At 59.9% G+C, this 16,982-nt stretch carries 8 protein-coding genes and 1 pseudogene; 5 read left to right on the top strand and 4 right to left on the bottom strand.

Annotated features, from left to right (window positions below):
* Positions 1 to 65 precede the first annotated feature (65 nt).
* Together argH and LMG28727_RS07070 are read right to left on the bottom strand one after the other, a co-directional pair.
* Positions 66 to 1,472 carry an argininosuccinate lyase gene (gene argH / locus LMG28727_RS07075; protein ID WP_201641598.1) on the bottom strand — a complete coding sequence of 469 codons (1,407 nt, stop codon included), beginning with the start codon at positions 1,470 to 1,472 and terminating at the stop codon, positions 66 to 68.
* Between the two features lie 137 nt (positions 1,473 to 1,609).
* Positions 1,610 to 2,434 (bottom strand): helix-turn-helix transcriptional regulator, encoded by an 825-nt coding sequence (locus LMG28727_RS07070; protein WP_201641597.1) that lies wholly within the window; start codon positions 2,432 to 2,434, stop codon positions 1,610 to 1,612.
* A 171-nt stretch (positions 2,435 to 2,605) separates the two neighbouring features.
* Between LMG28727_RS07070 and LMG28727_RS07065 the strand changes: the two genes are divergently transcribed.
* A complete protein-coding gene (locus tag LMG28727_RS07065; protein ID WP_201641596.1) occupies positions 2,606 to 3,358 on the top strand; it encodes a class I SAM-dependent methyltransferase in 753 nt (250 codons plus the stop codon).
* A gap of 124 nt (positions 3,359 to 3,482) precedes the next feature.
* On the opposite strand, the gene ppc is transcribed toward LMG28727_RS07065, so the two are convergent.
* Positions 3,483 to 6,722, bottom strand: coding sequence for a phosphoenolpyruvate carboxylase (gene ppc, locus LMG28727_RS07060; RefSeq protein WP_201641595.1), 3,240 nt, complete (start codon positions 6,720 to 6,722; stop codon positions 3,483 to 3,485).
* A 454-nt stretch (positions 6,723 to 7,176) separates the two neighbouring features.
* Between ppc and hemC the strand changes: the two genes are divergently transcribed.
* The 3 genes from hemC to LMG28727_RS07045 are packed head-to-tail and all read left to right on the top strand — an operon-like array spanning position 7,177 to position 11,446.
* The gene (gene hemC / locus LMG28727_RS07055; RefSeq protein WP_201641594.1) at positions 7,177 to 8,211 is read left to right on the top strand and encodes a hydroxymethylbilane synthase; all 1,035 of its coding nucleotides are present in this window, start codon (positions 7,177 to 7,179) and stop codon (positions 8,209 to 8,211) included.
* Positions 8,211 to 10,253, top strand: a complete 2,043-nt coding sequence (gene hemDX / locus LMG28727_RS07050) for a fused uroporphyrinogen-III synthase HemD/membrane protein HemX (RefSeq protein ID WP_201641593.1) — start codon at positions 8,211 to 8,213, stop codon at positions 10,251 to 10,253. Before hemC ends, hemDX begins: the two co-directional genes overlap by 1 nt.
* 2 nt (positions 10,254 to 10,255) lie before the next feature.
* Positions 10,256 to 11,446 carry a heme biosynthesis protein HemY gene (locus tag LMG28727_RS07045; RefSeq protein WP_201641592.1) on the top strand — a complete coding sequence of 397 codons (1,191 nt, stop codon included), beginning with the start codon at positions 10,256 to 10,258 and terminating at the stop codon, positions 11,444 to 11,446.
* 192 nt (positions 11,447 to 11,638) lie between these two features.
* Here the strand turns inward: LMG28727_RS07045 and LMG28727_RS34045 are convergent.
* Positions 11,639 to 12,108, bottom strand: a pseudogene (locus LMG28727_RS34045) (hypothetical protein).
* 1,866 nt (positions 12,109 to 13,974) lie between these two features.
* On the opposite strand from LMG28727_RS34045, the gene LMG28727_RS07040 reads away from it, so the two are divergent.
* A complete protein-coding gene (locus tag LMG28727_RS07040; protein WP_201641591.1) occupies positions 13,975 to 16,980 on the top strand; it encodes a metallophosphoesterase in 3,006 nt (1,001 codons plus the stop codon).
* Positions 16,981 to 16,982 lie beyond the last annotated feature (2 nt).

Genomic DNA, 16,982 nt, shown 5'->3' with positions numbered 1-16,982 from the left:
ATCAGCAGCAACGAGCAGGCCGTCAAAGCAAGCTCGTCATTCACCTCAACTGAAAGAAGCCCGTATTACTTCAACCCCGCCCGCGCAGCCTTCACTGCCGCCAGCACCTGCTCTGGCGCAGTGCCGCCCGGATGATTGCGGCTCGCCACCGACCCTTCCAGCGTCAGATACGAGAACACATCGTCGCCGATCAGATGCGCAACGTTCGGCAATTCAGCACGCATTTCTTCGAGCGTCAGATCCGCCAGATCGCAGCCGCGATCTGCGCAGATACGAACCGCCAACGCCACCGCTTCGTGTGCATCACGGAACGGCAAACCGCGCTTGACCAGATAGTCGGCGAGGTCGGTAGCCGTCGAGAAGCCTTGCAACGCGGCGTCGCGCATCGCTTGCGGCTTCACCGAAATACCGGCGACCATTTCAGCGAAGATGCGCAGCGTGTCGGCGACCGTGTCGACGGTATCGAACAGCGGTTCCTTGTCTTCCTGATTGTCCTTGTTGTACGCGAGCGGCTGGCCCTTCATCAGCGTCAGCAGCGCGATCAGGTGACCGTTCACGCGACCGGTCTTGCCGCGCGCGAGTTCGGGCACGTCCGGGTTCTTCTTCTGCGGCATGATCGACGAGCCGGTGCAGAAGCGGTCAGCCAGATCGATGAAGCCGACGCGCGGGCTCATCCACAGCACGAGTTCTTCGGAGAAGCGCGACACATGCGTCATCACGAGCGCCGACGCGGCCGTGAATTCGATAGCGAAGTCGCGGTCGGACACGGCGTCGAGCGAGTTCGCGCAAATGCCGTCGAAGCCGAGCGTCTTCGCCACGGCGTGACGGTCGATCGGATAGCTGGTGCCGGCGAGCGCCGCCGCGCCCAGCGGCAGACGATTCACGCGCTTGCGGCAGTCAATCATGCGCTCGGCGTCGCGCGAAAACATTTCGACGTAGGCCATCAGGTGATGACCGAACGTGACCGGCTGAGCAACCTGCAAATGCGTGAAGCCGGGCATGATGGTCGACGCGTTCTTTTCCGCCATGTCGAGCAGCGCGGTGCGCAGTTCGGTCAGCAGTCCGCCGATCCGGTCGATCTCGCCGCGCAGCCACAGGCGGATGTCGGTCGCGACCTGGTCGTTACGCGAACGGCCGGTATGCAGGCGCTTGCCGGCATCGCCGATCAGTGCAGTCAGGCGCGCTTCGATGTTCAGGTGAACGTCTTCCAGATCGAGTTGCCACTCGAACTCGCCTCGCTCAATCTCGCCCTTGATCTGCGCCATGCCGCGCTGGATGGCGGCGAGGTCGTCGGCGGCGATGATCTTCTGCGCGGCCAGCATCGAGGCGTGCGCGAGCGACCCTTCGATATCGACGAGCGCCAGACGCTTGTCGAAGAAGACCGACGACGTGTAGCGTTTGACGAGCTCCGACATCGGCTCCGAGAAGCGAGCCGACCAGGCTTCGCCTTTTTTGTGCAGTTGGGACGTCATGGTGTTGGGCAGTTGAGCAGTGAGGAGGCTGACGGCGCGAATGCACGTCATATGCCGTGCAAGGGTGCCGCCGAAGCGAGGAAAGACAGGGATTTTAACACTGGCCGGAGGGCTTAAAGCCGCCGCCGGCCACGCGGCTATTCACGCACCAGCACGACCAGCTTCAGGTCTTCGCGATGCGCGGGCTTGAACGTGATCTGATCGTAGACGACGCGGCCTTCGCGCGGATGGTTGAACTCGCGCCGTCCGCCCTCGCGGCCCCCCACGTCTTGCGACGCCCAGAAGCGCGCGAACGCGTCGCTCGCGGCGGCAAGCGAGTCGATCAGTCCGCGCGTGGGCGCGTCGCTCAGATGGCGGATCGAGTCGGCGCGGAATTCGGCGGCGAGCCGTCGCGCGCGGATTTCCCAATCGACGATCAACTCGCGCGCGGCGGGTTCGGTGAACGTGTAACGCAGCAGGTTGCGGTCATGCGTGCCGTCCAGCCAGCCGACGAACAGGTCGGCGGCGCGCCCGTTCCAGGCCAGCGCATTCCACTGCCGATCGAGCACGTAGGCGGGCGCGTTTACCAGTTGCACGGTTTCCAGCAGCGTGGCGGGGGCGTCGGCGGCGGTCGGGTCGGGCTCGGCAGGGTCGCGTTGGGCAGCCAGTTCGAACAGATAGGCCCGCTCGGCGCGCGACAGTTGCAGCGCGACGGCGATCCGCGCGAGTGCGTCGGCGGAAGCGGAGACGGGGCGCCCTTGCTCGATCCACGTGTACCAGGTCGGGCTCACGCCGCACAGTTGCGCGACTTCTTCGCGCCGTAAGCCCGGCGTGCGGCGGCGCGGACCGGGCGGCAGACCGACCGCTTGCGGCGACAGCCGTTCGCGATGCGCGCGGATAAAGTCGCCGAGCGCGCGGGCCGGCGTGGCGTCGAGCGGCGGCGGGTGGTCGCTGGAAGAACCTGCGGAAGGCGGCGTGGTCATTTTGTTTTGATCGGGCGGCACGTGAGGGGTAATAGAGATACCAGAATAATTGCTTAACTTGTACTGGTACCCGCCGGGCTCTATTGTAGCGGCTGGAACGGCAAAACGCCTTCCAGCGCGACTTGCAACGATCGCCGCGCAAAAAACCGCACCTATAACCGGAGCCTCCCCATGAAGCATCACGATCAGGTTGCCGACGCCTTCGGCTCGACCGCTGCCGCCTATTTGACGAGTCAGACCCATGCCACCGGCGCCGATCTGCGGACGCTGGCCGAATCGATCGCCGCGACGCCGGGGGCGACGGTGCTCGACATGGGTTGCGGCGCGGGGCACGCGAGTTTCGCGGTCGCACCGCACGCTAAAGAAGTCGTCGCGTACGACATCGCGCCGCCAATGCTGGCAACAGTCGAAGGCGCGGCGAAGGAGCGCGGCCTCGCCAACATCCGCACGCAGCAGGGCGCGGCCGAAACGCTGCCGTTCGACGATGATTCGTTCGACTGGGTGATCAGCCGGATGAGCGCGCATCACTGGCACGACGTGCCGCTCGCATTGGCCGAAGTGCGGCGCGTGCTGAAGCCAGGCGGCAAAGTGTTGTTCATCGATATCGCGGGCGCCGATCATCCGTTGCTCGACACGCATATCCAGGCCATCGAAGTGTTGCGCGACGGCTCGCATATCCGCGATTACCGCGCCGACGAATGGGTCGCGTTGTTCGAAGCGGCCGGATTCAACGCATCGATTCGCGAGACGTGGCGGATCGACATCGAGTTCAGTTCGTGGGTCGCGCGGATGCGCACGCCGGAGCCGCGCGTGGTGGCGATCCGTTCGCTGTGGAGCAGTGCGCCCGACGAAGTGCGTGAGTATTTCGACGTGCAGGACGACGGCTCATTCAAGCTCGACGCGTTGATGGTCGAAGCGCATTGAGCGCGCTGCGCGAAAGCGCGGCGGCATGAAAAACGGCGGGATACCGAACCCGGTACCCCGCCGCAACACATCACTTTGACTTCAGGCGGCAAAAAAACGCACCGCCTGACAGGGTCAGCCAAACTCAACCCGTATTACGCAACCCCGCCGCAATCCCGTTGATGCTCAGATGAATCCCGCGCCGCACGCGCGCATTGGTATCGCCCGCGCGGTGACGCTTGAGCAGTTCCACCTGCAAGTGATTCAGCGGATCGAGATACGGGAAGCGGTTCTTGATCGACCGGGCGAGCAGCGGGTTTTCCGCGAGCCGTTCGTTCTTGCCGGTGATCTCCGACAACACCTTCGACGTGCGCTCCCATTCGGCGACGATCCGCTCGAACACGTGCTTGCGCAGTTTCTTGTCCGACACCAGTGCCGCATAACGTGAGGCCACGGCGAGATCGGTCTTGGCGAGCACCATGTCCATATTCGACAACAGGTTCGAGAAGAACGGCCACGACTTGTGCATCTTCTTCAGCAGCGTGAGACGGCGCGCGCGTTCGGCGTCGCTCGGTGCGCTGTCGAGATGCGCGGCGACCGCGCTGCCGAAGCCGTACCAGCCGGTCAGCAGCAACCGGCATTGACCCCACGAGAAGCCCCACGGAATCGCGCGCAGATCTTCGATCTTGCGTTGCTTCGGATCCTGCAATTTGCGCGAAGCGGGCCGGCTGCCGATGTTGAGTTCGGCGATCTCCGCGATCGGGGTCGACTCGAAGAAATACTCCTTGAAGCCCGGCGTTTCGTACACCAGCGCGCGATACGACGCCATCGCCGCATCGGACAACTGCTGCATCGTTTCTTCGAAGGCGGGCAACTCGGCGGGCGCGTTGCCGTGCGGCAGCAGCGACGCTTCGAGCGTGGCGGCTACCACCGTTTCCAGATTGCGTCGGCCGATGTCCGGATTGCCGAACTTGCTGGCAATCACTTCGCCTTGCTCGGTCAAACGGATCTGACCGTCGACAGTACCTGGCGGCTGCGACAGGATGGCCTGATACGTCGGGCCACCGCCTCGACCCACGGTGCCTCCGCGGCCATGGAACAGTCGCAGCGTCACGCCGCGTTCGTTGAACAGCGACACCAGCGCGAGTTCGGCGCGATACAGTTCCCAGTTCGACGTGAGGAAACCGCCGTCCTTATTGCTGTCCGAATAGCCGAGCATCACTTCCTGCTCGTTGCCCTGATGTTCGATCAATGCATCGACACCCGGCAGCGCGATCAGATCGCGCATGATGTGCGGCGCGTTGCGCAAATCGGGGATCGTCTCGAACAGCGGAATCACCATCAGGCCCGCGCGTGCCGGGTCGTTCACATCGCCCAGACGGCCGTGCAGCAGACCGGTTTCTTTCTGCAGCAACATCACTTCGACCAGATCGCTGACGGTCTCCGTGTGCGAAATGATGTAGTTGCGCACCGCCCGCGCGCCGAATTTTTCGCGCGTGACACGGGCTTCTTCGAGCACGCCGAGTTCGCTCTTCACGAGATCGGAATACTCCGTGTACGGCAGACGCAATGCGCGCGGCTGTGCCAGTTCGGCGAGCAGCACGGTGAGCTTGTCCTGCTCGGAGAGCGCTGCGTAGTCGTCTTCGACGCCCGCACGCTTGAGCAACTCGGCAATCACTGCTTCGTGAATATCCGAGCTTTGGCGCAAGTCGATGCTCGCGAGGTGGAAGCCGAACACTTCAGCGGCCCGCGCGAGCGGCGACAGGCGCGGAGCCGCGAGCGGCGCGCCGTGATGCTCGGCGAGCGAATCGATCAGCACATGCAGGTCGCGCGCGAATTCCGACGAGTCGTCATACGGTTTCGCGCGCACCGGCGCCGCGCCCCGACCGGCGCTGCGCACCGGCACGCTACCTTCGCCCAGACGCACGCGCGCGCTCGCCGCGAGTCGCGTGTACATGCCGATCAGCGCGCGGCGATACGGCTCGTCCGTGCGATGCGGCGACTGGTCCGGCGAGATGTCCGCCAGTTCCTTCAGCGCGTCGCTCGCGCCCGCCAGCAGGTTCGACACGGACAGCTCCGCGCCGAGCTTGTGCACCTGCTCCATGTAGTGCTCGAAAATCACCGCGGCCTGGCGGGTGATCGCGTTTTCGAGCGTTTCGGCGGTGACGTTCGGATTGCCGTCGCGGTCGCCGCCAATCCAGCTACCCATCTGGAAGAACGGCGGCAGACGTGCGTCGATGCCGTGCTCCTTCAACGCTTCTTCGATATCGGTGTAGAGCGCGGGGATTTCTTCGAGGAACGTCGCGCGGTAGTACGACAGCGCGTTTTCGATTTCATCGGCGACCGACAGACGCGAATCGCGCAGCATGCGGGTCTGCCACAGCGACGTCACGCGTGCGCGCAGCATCGCTTCGTTATGCGCGCGTTCGCGCTCGGTCAACTGCTGGTCGCGCTCGGCGAGCAGACGCGCGACGTCATGCTGCGCGTCGAGAATGCTCTTGCGCTGCACTTCGGTCGGGTGTGCGGTCAGCACGGGGACGATCAGCGCGTCATTGAAGAACTGCTGCAACACGGGCGTCGCGGCCGCATTCGCTTCGACGAGCCGTTCGAGCGCATGGGCGATGGTGCCCGGCTGCGAGGTCGAACCGGCCAGCGCGTGAATCCGGTGACGGCGATTGCGGTGACGGTCTTCAGCGATATTCGCCAGATGCGAGAAGTAGCTGAACGCGCGCACCACGCTGACGGTTTGCTCGGGGCTCAGCGAACGCAGCTTCTTGTCGAGGGTCTGTGCGGCGGCGTTGTCGTCTTCACGACGAAAGCGCACGGCGGTCTGACGAATCGTTTCGACGACGTCGAACACCTCGTCGCCTTCCTGTTCGCGCAGCACGTCGCCGAGCAGGCGTCCCAGATATCGGATGTCCTGGAACAGCGGATGGTCCTTGTCCTCACGCGTGCGGCCATTGCCCTTCGGCGCGGCGGCGGATGCGGACACAGGCGCCGCGTTTTCCGTCGACACAGCCTGCAACTTCGGCGCTTTCGCAGCTTTCGCTGCTTTCGGCGCGGCAGCGTCGGTCGCGACGACCTTGATCTTCGTGGAGGCGGCCTTGGCCGGTTTCTTTACCGATGCAGCCTGGTTGGCTTGCGAGGCTTTATCCGCCTTCACCGTTTTAGCGGGCTTGGCAGGCTTGACCGGCGTGGAAGCTTTGGCGGCTTTGGACGCTTTCGCAGCCTGGGCATTCTTGCCCGGGCGTTTGACTGTTGTCGACGAAGCGTCGGCTGCACCAGCAGCGGCGGGAGCGGAGGGCGCTGCGGCGGCGTCGGCCGTGCGAGCGTTGGGCGATGCAGTGTTGCGGCGGGCAGGGCGCGCCGATCCGGAAGACGTCACGATGGGTTTCCTCAGGGAAGCCAGGGTCTGTTAAGTGATGAACTGCTACTGCGGAACTGCACTATGAACTGCACCAGGAACTGCACGACGCGGAAGGTGACGATGGCGTAACGCCGGGGAGGGGTCGCCTGCATGCAGCGCGTGCACACAGCGCGACACGCATGGCGGGTACAAACTGCATGACCCGCTGCACAGGCTCGCGTGCGGGGCGCTGCTTGATACAAGTTGCCGCAACTTGCTGCAACTTGCGCGCCGCATTGCATCATCCCGCCTGTCGGGGCCCGGTGCGCGAACGACCGTGCGTGAACAGACCGGGATGGGGCACGCGCATGCTGCACGAGGCCCGTCTCCTCCATCGATACCGCGCCAGCACGGCGCTCCGCTGTGTCTTCGGACACAAAGGCGCGTGCTAACATTGATTGTTATTACATCCCGTCATTCGATCAGCAAGCTAATGAACACCGAGACGTTTTCTACGCCACCCCACACGCTTGTGATTGCGTCGCGAGAGAGCCGCCTGGCCATGTGGCAAGCGGAGCATGTGCGATGTGCGCTGCACAAATTATATCCATCTTGTGACGTAAAAATCCTCGGAATGACGACACGTGGTGATCAAATTCTCGATCGCACGCTGTCGAAGGTCGGCGGCAAGGGCCTGTTCGTCAAGGAACTGGAAGCTGCACTGGCCGATGGCCGCGCCGATCTCGCGGTGCATTCGCTGAAAGACGTGCCGATGGAATTGCCCGCTGGCTTTGCGTTGTCCACCATCATGGAGCGCGAGGACCCGCGCGATGCGCTGGTCTCCAATGATTACGATTCACTGGCCGCGTTGCCGCAAGGCGCCGTGGTCGGCACCTCCAGCCTGCGCCGTGAAGCCATGCTGCGCATGCGTTATCCGCATCTCCAGGTGCGCCCGTTGCGCGGCAATCTGGATACGCGTCTGTCGAAGCTCGATCGCGGCGACTACGCGGCGATCATTCTGGCGGCGGCCGGTTTGAAGCGGCTGGGTCTGGGCGAGCGCATTCGTGCGCTGCTCGATCCCGAAGACAGCTTGCCCGCGGCCGGTCAGGGCGCGCTCGGCATCGAGATTCGCGCCGATCGCGCGGACCTCGCCGCATGGCTCGCACCGTTGCATCACGAACACACGGCGGCGGCGGTCGAAGCGGAGCGCATGGTGTCGCGCTCGCTCGGCGGCAGTTGTGAGGTGCCGCTCGCGGCTTATGCGAGCTGGCATGACGGCGCGCTGCATCTGCGTGGCATCGTCGCGACGACCGATGGTCAACGCGTGTTGAGCGCGCAAGCGTCCGCGCCTGCGCCCACTGTCGAGCGTGCGGTTGCGCTCGGCAAGGAAGTGGCGGACGCGCTCGAACAGCAAGGCGCGATGGAGATTGTCCGCGCGCTCAGCACGGCCAGCGGTCCCGCTGCGGCGTCCGGCGATGCTGCCGCCGACGCAGCCGACCCAGCCAATAGCGCGGCATCCGGCGAGTGATGGCGGCCAATCCTCCAGGCAACACAGCATCCTCCGCCAACCGTGCGGCGTTCACGGTCGTGATTACGCGACCGGCCGGTCAGTCGAGTGAACTGATCCGGCAACTCGACGCCGCCGGCATCGCCACGCTCGACTTCCCGTTGATCGACATCGCGCCCGTCGCCGACGACGCGCCGTTGCGCACCGCGCTCGCGTCGCTCGAGCGCTATGCGCTGGTGGTGTTCGTGTCGCCGAATGCCGTCGATCAGGCGTTTGCCCGCAGCAACGAAATCTGGCCGCACGCGCTGCCAGTCGGCGTAGTCGGGCCGGGCAGCGTGCAGGCGCTCGCGCGTCATGGCGTGGCCGCGCCCGCGCATCAGGTCATCAGCCCGGCTTCGGTTTCCGAAGACGAATCGACGAGCTTCGACTCCGAAGGCCTGTTCGCGGCGATCGACGCATCCATCGGCGCGGCAAGTCTCGAAGGCAAGCGCGTGCTGATCGTGCGCGGCGACGGCGGCCGCGAATGGCTCGCCGACCGTCTGCGCGAAGCCGGTGCCGAAGTCGAAGCCGTGTCTGCCTACCGGCGTCTCGTCCCCGAACCGTCAATTGGCGGCTGGGCGCGCGTCCACGAGTTGCTGGCAGGCGCACCGCACGCATGGCTCCTGACCAGTTCCGAAGGCGTGCGCAATCTGCACGAACTCGCGCAAGAGCATCTCACCGCCGACGAAATCGTCCAGTTGAAGCACGCGCCGCTTGTCGCGCCGCATCCGCGAATCGCACAGACCGCGCGGGCATTGGGTTTTGATAGGATTACGGTGTCCGGCGCGGGCGACGAGCGCATTGCCCGCGCGCTGCTTGCCGCTGTTCCGCCTGTCGTCCCGCCCGTAGTTCAACCGGTATCGTCCGACCCGGCTCATTCACCGGCTTATTCACCGGCTCATTCACGCATGACTGAAACGAACGCATCCACGAACGCTTCACCCCAGCCGGCCGCGACTACTCCGTTGCCGCCGAATCAACCCTTCACTCCCTACGAAGCGCAAACGCGCCGCAGCGCGAGCGGACCGCTGCTGTGGGCTGTCGTCGTGATCCTCGCTTGCGCGGCGGGCGGCGGCGGGTTTGTACTCAACCGCAAGCTTGAGCGTGCCGAGCAACAACTCGCGCAACGCCAGCAAGCCAACGACACGCAAACCAACGAACTGCGCATCAAGACCGATCAGGCGCTGGCCACCGTGCATCAATCGGACTCGCAGGTTGCGCAACTCGAAGGCAAGCTCGCCGATGCGCAGACCGCGCAGCAGGCGCTGCAACAGCAATACGCCGATCTCGCGCGCAATCGCGACGACTGGACGCTCGCCGAAGTCGGGCAAATGCTGTCGGCGGCTAGCCAGCAGTTGCAACTCACCGGCAACACGCAACTCGCGCTGTTCGCGCTGCAAAGCGCGGACACGCGTCTCGCCGCATCGGACAGCCCGCAGGCGGTCGCGGTGCGCAAGGCCATCGCGCAGGACATCGACAAGCTGAAGGCCGCGCCGTCCACCGATCTCACCGGCATGGCGATCAAGCTCGACAACGCGATTGCCCAGGTCGACAGCTTGCCGCTGTCGGGCGAAGCGCAGATCGCCCATGCGACGCCGCACGCGGCGACGTGGGCCGATACCGCGAAGGTGGCGGCTGCCACGGGCAAGCCGCGCTGGGAAGTGTGGCTGCATGAAGTGACCTCGGGCATCGGCGAGCAGATCACGAGCCTCGTGCAGGTGCGCCGCATCGACAATGCGGACGCGATGCTCGTCACGCCCGATCAGGGTTATTTCCTGCGCGAGAATCTGAAGCTGCGTTTGCTGTCGGCGCGCCTCGCGCTGCTGTCGCGCAACCAGGACACGCTGAAGTCCGACCTGCAGAGCGCGCAAAATTCGTTGACGCGTTACTTCGACAACTCGTCGGCGCAAACCAAGACCGTGCTCGATCTGGTCAAGCAGGTGGATGCCGGGTCGGCTGCGGTCCAGTTGCCCGATCTGAGCACGAGCTTGCAGGCGGTCAGTCAATACCGGAGCCGAGGTTAATCATGGCGATCCGGGGACTCTTATGGTTGGCGTTGCTGTTCGCGATTGCTGTCGCGCTGGCGGTGGTCGGTCGCTTCGACGCCGGGCAAGTGCTGCTGATCTATCCGCCGTACCGCGTCGACATTTCGTTGAATCTGTTCGTGGTCGGGCTGGTGGTGCTGTTCATCCTGCTGTATGCGCTGCTGCGCATCGTCCGCAATATCTGGCGCATGCCGCAGCGCGTGGCCGCTTACCGTGCGCGCTCGCGGGTCGCGAAAGCGCACGCGGCGCTGCGTGATGCGATCGGCAATCTGTACGCCGGACGTTTTTCGCGCGCTGAAAAAGCCGCTAAGGATGCGCTCGCGAATGGCGACAACAACGGCGCAGCCGGTTTGATCGCGGCGACGGCCGCGCATCGCATGCATGAATATGCGCGGCGTGATGAATGGCTGTCGCAGATCAATGAAGCCGACTGGCAGGATGCGCGCCTGATGGCCACCGCCGACATGCGCGCCGATGGCCGCGACGCGGACGGCGCACTGACCGCGCTGACCGAAATGCAATCGCAGGGCGCGCGGCGCATTCACGCGCAGCAGATCATGTTGCGCGCGCAGCAGCAATTGAAGAACTGGGCCGAAGTGCTCAAGCTCGTCAAGACGCTGGAAAAGCGCGAGGCGATTCATCCGGCGGTGGCGGTGCGGTTGCGTCAACTGGCGGCGGAAAATCTGCTGCGTGACCGTCGACATAACGCCGATGCGCTGCTGGAATTGTGGAGCTCGCTATCGGCCACCGAGCGTCATTCGCCGCGTCTTGCCGATCTCGCTGCGGAATTGCTGGTGGCGCTGAATCGTCCGCAGGAAGCGCGCAAGATCGTCGAGGAAGCGCTCGCGCAGAACTGGGACGCGCGCTTGCTGCGCCGTTATCCGGATACGACTGCGGGCGACGCGTTGCCGCTGATTCAGAAGGCCGAAGCGTGGCAGAAGGATCGTCCGGAAGATGCGGACTTGCTGTTTGCGTTGGGGCGTTTGTGTCTGCATCAGCAGTTGTGGGGCAAGGCGCAATCGTTCCTTGAACGCGCGCTGAAGCTGGCGGATAACGAGACGTTGAAGATTCGCTCGCATCGTGCGTTGGCCAGGTTGCATGAGCAGCTTGGCGATAGCGATAAGGCTAGCCAGCATTATCGTGAGAGTGCGTTGGCGATGAATGTGGTTTGAGGTTTGGGTTTTCAGGTTGGTTTTTTTTGACGGTTTGAAAACTTGTCGTTTGAGAAGTTGATGAAGAAATGGCCGCAGCGCGATTTGTGCTGCGGCCATTTTTTTTGGTGCGCCGGTTGTGCGTCAGGTGGTGGTTTTGCGTTGCCGAATGTGTGTTGTCTGGTTCTCGCTGACGGCTGGTTTAGTGCTGGCTTAGTGCGGTGCGGTGGACGGTTGTTGTTGCACTGACGGGGCGGCCAACGTGATGGCCGCGCGTTTCGTCGATAGCTTTTTGCGGGGCGAAACCTTGGCTTCTTGCATCGGCTTCTTTGCGATCTCCGATGCTTCGGCTAACAGGTTCGCTGCTTGCTGCGCCGTGAGACGGCTGCGCGGGATGCCCTTTGCGTCGAGTGCAACACCTGGAACAACTCGCGGTCGCATTCGAGATCCTGCTGATACTGCTCGGCCGTGTCCACCAATAATTCGAGCAGTGTCTGACGACGTCTTCTTTCGTCGTGCGTGAAGGCAGGATTTCTAACTATCGATGACGCAAGTGTGATCAACGTGTCCAGTTGACTCAATTGCCGGTCGCATAAATCGAATGCGGACAGGGCGAGTTTTTCGTATTGGATGGCGTCGACTGGTGGGCGTGAAGCGGGTTGATTTTTGACGGACCTGGGCATGGTGCGATCTCCCTGTTGCTTCGAAGGGTCGCCCGGACACTGGCCTTGCTTTGGGGAAGGGGTGAGCGGGCACGTGGCGGGATTGACAGACTGGCACTAAACCAAACCAGCGAGCCTTGCGGCTCTCCCACCACGGCCCGCCCATTGAAAAAGGACGTGCGGAGGCAGACGCACGACCTGCCTGGGCAGGCGTGCGGGTTTAGTGTGCAGGCTGTCAAACCTGATCGCCGGGTGTTTCCGGGCGATTTGGTAATTATAAGGGACGGGGGGCTATCTCGGATTTGGGATCGGGGGGTAAATGTTGGGATTGGCCGATTGGATGATGCCGAGTAGGGCGGGAGATACTTGGTCGGCACGTTGCCTATTTTCTACCGCTATTTCGCGGATTCTTGAAAGGCCTTTGTGAGTCGTGGCATTTCATCTCTATCGGCTTGGTCAGTACTGATCGGGCAACGCGGAGGACCGATGTCGACCCACAAGTGCCGTTCAACTTTCTCCAAAGCGGCCGCTCAAGCGGCTGTAGCGGGGCGAGTTTCGCTTGAGAGAATTAGACCGTCTATTCCACCCAGCATCGCCACCATTCCAAAGCTTGCGATCGTTGCTTGCCCTAGAAATAGGAACAACGCGGTGATGCAGACCCCGCCCAAAAAAACGAAAATCAGCAAAGTCCGTTCTTCAATTCCAAATAGCTTCGTGCCTTGCGGACGGCCCCCTTGTAGCAATGGCCCTAGTAGCATCCAAAGGAGTGATGCCGGAACATAGCAAGCCACGGCAGAAAAAAACGCGGCGCCTAGTATCGGAGCGCGAATCCAAAGAACGGCGAGGGCTATCAATCCCAACGCGATATACCACCTAATCCGCGACGCATATTTGCCTCTCATTTTTAGCTCCGGCCAGACCGAAGGCACATTGTCAGCGATTCTGCATCTCCGGTCCAACGTCGCTTCCTGGCCGGTTGTGTGAGCTCGCCAACGGCCGCTTTGAGGTGCTCCAGTTCGCAAAACCGTGATTTGACTGACTGACCGCTTTGGAGGGGGTCGTCTGACCGTAGTGGGTCGGGCTGAGTCCGTCCGCGCTTCGAACTCATCGCCGCAAACCGGTCATTGGTATTTCGCTTCCCGAAAGCGGCCGGTCGCCAACGTGCACTCCCGACCCTCAACCGCCAATCGGCCCAGTGACGCTACGAAGGCAAGTACTTGGCTACATCGGCCACTCGCGCTGGCAGGTCTGCTGGCGGGTTCGACCATTGCCGACGTTCAGCTGTCCGCATTGGTGAGGCAGCACCCAGTTGCGTTGCCGACGTAGAATCCGGCGCACCTCAATGTCCGCAAAGTTGCTGATTGATGACGTAAAGGCCTTGAGCCGCCGAACGGAAGGCCTTCTCGATCGAGGAACTCAACCTTACGCGAAGCGTGCCTACCTGCGCCGCAAGACACCCACAACCATCTAGCTTAAGCGGAAGCGTCGCATAACCGTTCCAAACGGTTTATCGTCGCTGCGATTCAACGACCAACTCCGGCAAGTTTCGCTGGTATCGACGGCTGACGTGCTTGACGTATCGAGCGTCGATTGCTGCGTTCGTCAAACGTTGACGTCCAGCTTAAAAAGGACTAGACAACGTTGTTGATATTATCTGAGGACTTAAAACTTATTCGCCCTGTCCTTGGCCTGTCAATATACGTGACGACTGTGCCGGCCACGAAATCATCAGACGAAAATGGCTGATTCGTCACAAACATTTTTCCTTGAAAATTCTAGATGGTCTGATATTTTTATTAGTTCCATCCGCTCTGACTTCATGAAAGTCTGAGTCGAAAGCAGTTAGGCACCGATCCCTGCGACGGCAAAGAATATAGCGAGAGCGAAATGGCCATAAAATGCTTGTCTTGGAACGTCAATGGCGCAGAGTTTCGGGGTCCCAGTGAGAAAGGGGGGAATGCTCTGTCTGATGGTCTTTCGTATATTGTCAACACATTAAATGACATAGATGCCGATTTGGTGGCTTTACAAGAACTGCCATGTGGAAAGGCTGAGTTGACTCAAGTTAGTGCGGCATTTAAGACGCTGAAAATCTATAGTCCGTTGAAATATATGATCTTGTCAAGCTCTCACGTCAGGCCAGGCGGAAAGCTGGGATTAGGAATTCTATCCAAGTATCCTCTAGTAAAAAACGAATTAAAGCATTTATTTCCGGTCCCAGATATACCTTTTTATAAAGAAGATAAAACAACTGAAAGTCTCCATGAGAAAGGCGCATTTAGAATTTGTGTAAAAATAGGAAATCGAATCGCCGAATTTGGCTCAATGCATCTTCCTCCTTTTCGAACGATTGCCCGCACAATCGGTGAAGTCCCATTTAGCGGAATGAGGTCTAGTGCTCATGAATTTATAGCTGGAATTCAGAATGAGTTTATCCTTGGAGCAGATATTAATATGGATAGCGTCAGGGATCTGCTTCCTCGTGTGGCCTTCGATCACCTGCGCGAAGCTATCTCGGGCCCGACGCACTGGCACAAAGGCGTCATGGAGCGATCAGATCAGTTGCTTTACTCAAAGCATTTGAGGCTCCGCTTCAGTCGTACTTTTTCGTCTAGGTTTGATCATCGCCCTTGCTATGGTGAATTCTTCTTTGAAGGCGACGAAAAGGATATCTATGAACCCAAAGAGGACTCTGAGAGCTCAGATGTGACCATCCTGCATCTGTCGGATTTACATTATGGTAAAGATTCGGCCGAAATTTCTGATACGAAAGTACTTCTCGATGGAGCTGAAAGAGTAAAAGTAATTAACAGGCTTGAACGATTTTGTAGAAGTATTCATCCTAAGCCAGATTTTGTTATTGTATCTGGAGACATTACAACTCGCGGCGATCAACAGGGATTTGAGAACTTTACCGAGGCTTTGAAAAAATGCATTGAATCAAGCGCTTTTCCATCTGCACGCCATATTGTTATCGTTCCGGGAAATCATGACGTAGATCGAAACATTAGTCCGCGCTCTGCAGAACGATGGGATGGATTTAAAAAGAGATTTGGTTTGAAGCATGTCATCCCATGGCTGCCAAACGCAGACCGACCAGATGTGTTGATGAGGAAATTTCTTGATTTAGATATTACCAAGCTCGATTTGATTGGGGGTGGTGATGTTAAGAATGATGGGTATGAGCCCACATCGCTTGGTCTCCCGTTTGTCTTCGATAAAACAAAGGGGGTCTTTATTTATGCATTTAACTCGGCAATGATATCCGGAACGAAAATCGTTGCTGGTAAGCCGCTTGAGGAATACCTGAAAGCCCTGAATACGACTGACACATCCGCTCAGAAGGAAAATCTTCTCAGGGTGTTCAACGAGCTTGTGAGCGTGGATCCGGCTCGCATTGAGTATGACGAGCTCGATCTGTTCGATCAATTTATTTATGCTTTTCGTCAAAAAATTCCGAACGATTTCCAGCGAGCTGTCAAGATTGCAATCCTTCACCATCACGTAACCCCGTTCATTTCAGAGGAAGTCAAACAGTTTGAATTCTTGATGAATGCTGGGCAGTTTAAGAAACATTTGGTCGATGCGGGCTTTCACATTGTTATGCACGGTCACAAGCACGTTCCAGACATGTTGATTGATTCGGCCTTAAGCGACGAAAAAAGGCTGATCATCGTTGCTGGCGCGACCGTTGGTGGAATGGCCTCGGGTAGCCAAAACGGGTTCAACATATTGCGGGTGGAGCGCGATACAAGGGATTTGCACGTGCATCGACATTTTGTTCCGGTTACTGCCGATGCTCCAGAGTCTGCAGTGAGCAAAAGCATGGAGTCACCCGCGCAATCGAAATCGACGCCCCTACGTCCGGATGATTTTCAGCGGCCAGAGAATGCAACTAAATCTGGAGCTGAACTGTTTGATGAGGTTGAAGAGAGGATTCTGAGTGAAATAAGGACATCGATTGACTCAGCGAATCGGACCGTTGCTGGATGGAACAACTATCTCAGTACGCGGATTCCGAGCGTTTTGGGAACCTCTTATGGAGTTGCTATATTAGCAACCCTTGAGTGTCAAAGGATCGAGTTTGTATCGAAAAAGCCAGCAATCACAGAGTTTCTGCTGTCGCAGCGCCGGGAAAACCGCTATTGGAGCGCTACGGCGCTTGGGGAGCCGGGCCAGCCGTTAGAGTCCTGCATCGTGCTTGCCGCGCTGTTTGAGTTAGGCTGGCCGGATGCTCAAGCGGCCGCAGACAGTCTGCTTAGTGATATTCGTGCGCAAAAATGGCCGACTCTATTGCAGTCTACCGTAGCAGTTGGAATGGTTTTACGATTCGCAATTAGGCACTGTCCCACCTCGCCAATCATCGAGCAGCTCATGGAGATTTTGCTCGATTCGGCTTGCTACGATGACGAAAACAACATCATGGGTTGGGGCATCAGGACCGGAGAAAACTTCAGCAGTATTGGTTCTGGCTTTATCGAAGGTGGACCATCCGGAGACTTTGCGCCATCCGTGCCGCGCACTGCAGTTGTGATTCTCGCGTGGCTGGAAGCGAAGAAATCTAAGGGAAGTTTGCCCGGACGTCTTGACGTTGATTTGAGCAAATGCTGCGAGCGTCTGCTTCATACGCAATGGTCACAGCATCAGGAATCCGTCGAAGAGGGTGGCAAAAAATTCTTGATACTCAATCTTCCCAGCGAATTGTTAGCAACACAGGCGTTGCTTAGGTCTGGAGTTGACCCGACAAATGAGAACATCCGGAAAACAGTAAATTCGATTTTGGATAAACGTGTCGATGGCTTATGGAAATTTGATACGGCAACGCGTGCAACATGGCATATCTATGAGGTCGTGCAGATGCTAAAGGCCTACGTTATGGCCCGTCGGATATAACG

It is taken from the genome of Paraburkholderia metrosideri, assembly GCF_904848625.1.
GTDB lineage: Bacteria > Pseudomonadota > Gammaproteobacteria > Burkholderiales > Burkholderiaceae > Paraburkholderia > Paraburkholderia metrosideri.
The sequence above is the reverse complement of the archived record's forward strand: the minus strand, read 5'-3'. Positions and strand labels throughout refer to the sequence as shown.